Source organism: Synechococcus sp. R5-15 (assembly GCF_047462035.1).
Lineage (GTDB): Bacteria > Cyanobacteriota > Cyanobacteriia > Thermostichales > Thermostichaceae > Thermostichus.
Window position 1 is genome coordinate 1 of the sequence record NZ_JANSIK010000139.1, and the last position, 5625, is coordinate 5625.

5 protein-coding genes and 1 tRNA gene are annotated in these 5625 nt (G+C 58.0%); 5 read left to right on the forward strand and 1 reads right to left on the reverse strand.

Annotated features, from left to right (window positions below):
• The first annotated feature begins 434 nt into the window (after nucleotides 1-434).
• The 4 genes from NW839_RS11475 (at nucleotide 435) to NW839_RS11490 (ending at nucleotide 3842) form a co-directional block, all read left to right on the forward strand.
• Nucleotides 435-1517 (forward strand): NYN domain-containing protein, encoded by a 1083-nt coding sequence (locus NW839_RS11475; RefSeq protein ID WP_414351644.1) that lies wholly within the window; start codon nucleotides 435-437, stop codon nucleotides 1515-1517.
• A gap of 410 nt (nucleotides 1518-1927) precedes the next feature.
• Nucleotides 1928-2545: an HD domain-containing protein gene (locus NW839_RS11480; RefSeq protein WP_414329611.1), complete on the forward strand. Its 618-nt coding sequence runs from the start codon at nucleotides 1928-1930 to the stop codon at nucleotides 2543-2545.
• A gap of 70 nt (nucleotides 2546-2615) precedes the next feature.
• Nucleotides 2616-3053 carry a peroxiredoxin gene (locus NW839_RS11485; protein WP_011432689.1) on the forward strand — a complete coding sequence of 146 codons (438 nt, stop codon included), beginning with the start codon at nucleotides 2616-2618 and terminating at the stop codon, nucleotides 3051-3053.
• Between the two features lie 48 nt (nucleotides 3054-3101).
• Nucleotides 3102-3842 (forward strand): D-alanyl-D-alanine carboxypeptidase family protein, encoded by a 741-nt coding sequence (locus tag NW839_RS11490; protein WP_414351645.1) that lies wholly within the window; start codon nucleotides 3102-3104, stop codon nucleotides 3840-3842.
• Between the two features lie 49 nt (nucleotides 3843-3891).
• Here NW839_RS11490 and NW839_RS11495 read toward each other — a convergent pair.
• Nucleotides 3892-3963, reverse strand: a tRNA-Gly gene (locus NW839_RS11495).
• Between the two features lie 152 nt (nucleotides 3964-4115).
• Here NW839_RS11495 and zds point away from each other — a divergent pair.
• Complete coding sequence (zds, locus tag NW839_RS11500; RefSeq protein WP_414351647.1) at nucleotides 4116-5555, forward strand: 9,9'-di-cis-zeta-carotene desaturase; 1440 nt, start codon at nucleotides 4116-4118, stop codon at nucleotides 5553-5555.
• Nucleotides 5556-5625: the final 70 nt, after the last annotated feature.

Genomic DNA, 5625 nt, shown 5'->3' on the forward strand with positions numbered 1-5625 from the left:
ACTTCCGCATTCCTCCCGACACTGACCCTACGGGTACAGTGCGGGGCTCCTGCGATTTCTAGCTGACCCTGCTCCGTTCAATGGTTTTACGGCCCATACCGTCAGCCAATAGCTTGGACGTTGAATCCAGGTTGAGCGGGCCACGGGGCCTGTCGGTCAAGAGGAACAAGTTTGAGCCTGCTTTCGATAACTGACTCGATATCTGATCCGTTTGCTCAACAAGGGAAATTCGTTTGTCCAGCGATTGGAAGCTCCCCCTTCCAACAGCCGGCATACTGCAGTTGCTGAATTGCTCCTCTTCGATGCCTCTGGGAGTTCTGGGCATCTCGATCTTCGAGAGGGATCCCTGAGGTGGCCCATGTGAGTGAGGTAAAATCCTGGCAACCGAGCAGATCGATAACCCAAACCCAGGAGAGCTGACTATGAGTATGAGTATGAATAGGGCTTCTACCCTCCCCTTAACCTGGCTGTGGACGGGATCCCTGGCCCTGGGGGTGACGGCCCTGGTGACCCGCCAAGTGATCTGGGGGCTCTTACCCTTGGCAGCAGCCTACCCTGCCATCCGCCGCCGCGAAGAACAGCTTGGCCAAGTTCTGGAACAGACCTGGACACAGCAGCAACAGACAGCAACCCAACTGGAGACCCTGCAAGCGCGTTTCGAGGTGCTGGACGCTCGGCTCACTGCTGAACCGTCCCTTCTGCAGCAGACCTTGGCTTCCCCGGCTGAAGCCATTCAAGAGCTCGAGCAGAAAGTAAAGGTTTTGGAGCCCATCTGGGTACAGCAGCAGCAGACGGCGGCCCAACTGGAAACATTACAAGGGCGGATCGACGCCCTCGAAGCTCGGCCCACGTCTCATCTGTCCGTGCGGCAACAGCTGGCCCCCACCACCCAGGCCATCCAGCACATTCAGCAGCGGTTAAAAGCTGTGGAGCTGCGGTTGAATGCTCTGCCGGTATCCCAGCCCCAAGTGACTTTGGAGCAACTGGAGTTGGTGCAGGCGCAACTCCAACACCTGCAGCAGCTGGTGGCATCCCAGCCGAACCCTGCATCTCCCCGCAAAGCCCTGGGGGTGTTCATCGACGCGGCCAATCTCCACGCCAGCGCCCAGCAGCGGGGATCCCATCTCGACTATCCCAGTCTGCTCAGCTGGCTGGCCCAGGGCAGATCCGAGATGGAAGTGCATATTTACACTGGGGTAGATCACCACAACCAAGCTCAGCATCGCTTTCTGCAGGAGTTGAGAAGGCAGGGCTATCGGGTGGTCACCAAGCCGGTGGTGATCCACGCCGACGGCAGCCGCAAAGCCAACCTGGATGGGGAGCTGATTGTGGATATGATGGCGATGTGCTCCCGCTACGAGACGGTGCTGCTGCTGAGCGGGGATGGAGATTTTGTGCCGGCCCTCAAGTACATCCGCCGCCAAGGCTGCCGGCTGGAGGTAGCCGCCTACAGGCCGAATACAAACTCGGAGCTAATTCGGATAGCCGATCGGTTCGTCGATTTGTGCGCTTGGTAGGGGACAGGAACGCTGGTGCCGCTACCTGCAAAACAGACTCCGGCCACCGGCTAAACCTTTGCAATCTCAGCGCCTGAACCTCGCTTGGATCAACCTTGTCCAAAAATTGGCATTCTCCCTGCCCTAAAAGGCAAGGATTCTTTCCCAGGCCACAGGATAATTCCTACTTCTTGGGCTACACCACCCTTGCGAGTGGTGGGGGATGCCATAACCCCGACTACTGGGATGAACTCCCAGATACTTTTCCTGCTGACATTGCTCTTGCTAACACTGCGCCATACTCAAGTTGGCGGAGTTCAACCAACAGCGTAGCACGAAGCCGCCCTTGCCGCGTCAGCGGGCTGTAGGCCTTAGGGCAGGGCTTGCAACCCAGTTTTCTTGGTCAACTTAACCCCAATCGGAGAATCCAGATGTCAACGCAACTCACACAGCGGTTTGTGCAGGCAATGCACTATGCCCATCGCTGGCATGCTTCTCAAACCCGCAAGGGAACCGGGATCCCTTACCTCAGCCATCTGTTGGCCGTAGCAGCCATCGCCCTGGAGCATGGGGCGGATGAAGATGAAGCGATTGCCGCTCTGCTCCACGACAGCCTAGAGGACGGCCCCCACAACACAGGCGAGCCCCGGGCCCAGATTGAGCAACAGATCCGGGAGCACTTTGGAGAACGGGTGCTGCAGATCATCCTGGGATGTACGGATACCGAAAGCGATGGCTCCCGAGGCGAGCCCAAAGAAAACTGGAAAGAGCGCAAAACCGCCTACCTGAAGCACCTGGAAACGGCAAATGCCTCGGTTTTGTTGGTGGCCGCCTCTGACAAGCTGCACAACGCCCGCTGCATCTTGCGGGATTTTCGCCAACTGGGGGATAAACTCTGGCAGCGGTTTTCCGCCGGAAAAGAGGGATCCCTGTGGTATTACCGATCGTTGGCAGAGATTCTGAGGCGACGGCTGCCCGGCAATCTATCGGCGGAGCTTCAAGAGCTGGTGGCTGAGTTGCAATGCCAAGCTGGAGCGGTAATGCCTTGACAGAGACAAGCAGGGCTGAAGAAAATGCTGAGGGCAGCCCTATTCATCACACTTTTTGGGTCACGCACCTATGGTTCTCGCTGTTGGCACCCCTGCTCCTGGGTTCAACACCACTGACACCCAAGGCAACCAGGTTTCGCTGGCTGATTTTGCCGGCAAAACCGTTGTCCTCTATTTTTACCCCAAAGACGACACCCCCGGCTGTACCAAAGAAGCCTGTGGATTCCGCGACGCCTACGCCGATTACCAGAGCAAGGACGTGGTGGTGCTGGGGGTGAGCATGGACGACCAAGCTTCTCACCAAAAGTTCACCGAAAAGTACAACTTGCCTTTCCCCCTACTGGTGGATAGCAGTGGGGTGATTACCCGCGCCTACGATGTGGATGGGGGCGGCTATGCCAAGCGGGTGACCTACGTCATTGATGGCGAGGGCAAAATTGCCAAGGTCTACCAGAACATCAATACCGAAACCCATGCCCGCGATATTTTGGCGGATTTGGGTTTGTAGAAACGCTGCCTCTTTTCAGTACTCCTCGCTAGATCCCGGCCTTTGCGCATGAACGACGACATTCCGGTCGCCCGTCGCCAGTCCACTCCGGCGAAAAAAGCGCAAAGTTCGGTGCCTGCCCTGAGGTCCCGTCTAGTCTTGGGCCTGGTGCTGGTTGGGCTAGTGCTCCTGGCGGGTTGGGGGATAGAGAAGTTACCGGGATCCCAGCAGGCGGCGGATCCCCAAGTTCTGGAGGAAGCCGGTCAGCCCTCTCTGCCGCAGCCAACTGTGCAGAATGGGCGACCTTCTCTGTTGGGGCACTATGCCTATTCCGAAGCCCCTGCAGACAGCTTGCGGGTGGTGGGCAGCTACCGTGGTCGAGAGGTGCGCCTGCGCCAGGCGGCTGCCGAAAGTTACCTTCGCATGAGCGAAGCAGCTCAAGCTGCCGGGATCCGCCTTGTCCCCATTTCGGGGTTTCGCTCCATTGCAGATCAGGAGTTCCTGTTTTTTCAATTGGCCCAATCCCGAGCCTTGCGACCCGAGGAGCGAGCTGCGGTCAGCGCTCCCCCTGGCTACAGCGAGCACCACACCGGCTATGCCATCGACCTTGGGGATGCCGGGTTTCCGCAGTGGGATACTCAAGAAGCCTTTGAGACCACCCCGGCCTTCCAGTGGCTGCAGAGCAACGCGGCCCGCTTTGGCTTTGAGCTGTCTTTCCCCAGAAACAACCCTCAGGGGGTGAATTACGAACCCTGGCACTGGCGCTTTGTGGGCGACCGCCATAGCCTAGAGACCTTTTACAAGCGCTAGCCAACTCCCTTCTTCTGAGGGGAGGGGGGCTGGGGGTGAGGGCCCAAAGAGCGGATGACGCGATTCGAACGCGCGACCGTCTCGTTGGCAACGAGAAGCTCTACCACTGAGCTACATCCGCATCGGGAAGTTTATGATGGCAAGTTTTGCGGTGGTTTGTCAAGTCAGGGATCCCCGGCGCATTTTGTTCCAGAATGAGAGGAGTTCATCTTTCTTTGCAGTTGCGCAAAGTCTGGGCGGGATCCCGGGCAGCGCCTGTTTGAGGGTATTGCTATGCGGGTAGCCATTATTGGGGCCGGATTGGCCGGGTTGGTGACGGCAGTCGATTTGGTCGAGGCAGGACACGAGGTGCAGCTCTACGAGGCGCGGCCTTTTGTCGGCGGCAAGGTGGGATCCTGGCAGGATGCCGATGGCAACCACATCGAGATGGGGCTGCACGTTTTTTTCTGCAACTACAGCAATTTGTTTGCCCTGATGAAAAAGGTGGGGGCCTACGAGAACCTGCTGCCCAAGCAACACACCCACACCTTTGTCAACCGAGGTGGGCAAACGGCCAGTCTGGATTTTCGCTTTCCCCTGGGGGCGCCTTTCAACGGCCTCAAAGCTTTTTTCACCACCGAGCAGCTCTCTTGGGCGGACAAGCTGCGCAACGCCTTGGCGCTGGGCACCAGCCCTTTGATTCGCGGCTTGCTGGACTATGAAGGGGCAATGCGGCAAATTCGCGCCTTGGATCGGATGAGCTTTGCCGAGTGGTTCCGCCAGCATGGGGGATCCGAGGGTAGCCTGAAGCGGATGTGGAACCCGATTGCCTATGCCTTGGGCTTTATCGATACAGAGCAGATTTCTGCCCGCTGCATGCTGACGATCTTTCAGATGTTTGCCAGCAAAACAGAGGCCTCCAAGCTCAATTTCCTCAAGGGATCCCCGGACACCTATCTCACTCAGCCTATCGTCCGCTACATCCAAGCCCGCGGGGGCCAGATCCACACCCGCAGAGGGGTCAGCCGCATTGAAGTGAGCGACTCCTCTCCCTACCCCGTGACCGGCTTGCTCTTGGCCAATGGAGAGCGGGTGGAGGCAGATGTGTATGTGTGTGCAACGGCAGTGGAAGGGGCCAAACGGCTGATCCCGGAAGTATGGCGGCAGTGGCCTCAGTTCGACAACCTCTACAAGCTGGAATCCGTACCGGTGGCCACGGTGCAGTTGCGCTTCGATGGCTGGGTGACGGAGCTGAACCCCCAAGGCCAGGCCAAACGAGCTGGCGAACACCCAGAGGCTCTGGGTATCGACAATCTCCTCTACACCGCCGATGCCGATTTTTCCTGCTTTGCCGATCTGGCCCTCACCAGCCCCGCCGACTACTACAAACCCGGCCAGGGATCCCTGCTACAATGCGTGCTCACGCCGGGGGATCCCTTCATTTCCATGCCCAACGAGCAAATTGCCCAGCACGTGTTGCACCAAGTCCACGAGCTGTTTCCCTCATCCCGGCAACTGAACATGACCTGGTACAGCGTGGTGAAACTGGCCCACTCCCTCTATCGAGAAGCACCGGGCATGGATCCCTATCGCCCACAGCAAAAGACCCCAATACCCAACTTCTTTTTTGCCGGCAGCTACACCGCCCAAGACTACATCGACAGCATGGAAGGGGCCACCCTCTCCGGCCACCTGGCTGCTCAGGCCATTCTGGCTGCCCACAGGGATCCCTGATAGGAGCATGACTCTAGTCAATAATAAGCTCAACTATACTGAAAATAATGTATAATATGTTCAGTACGGA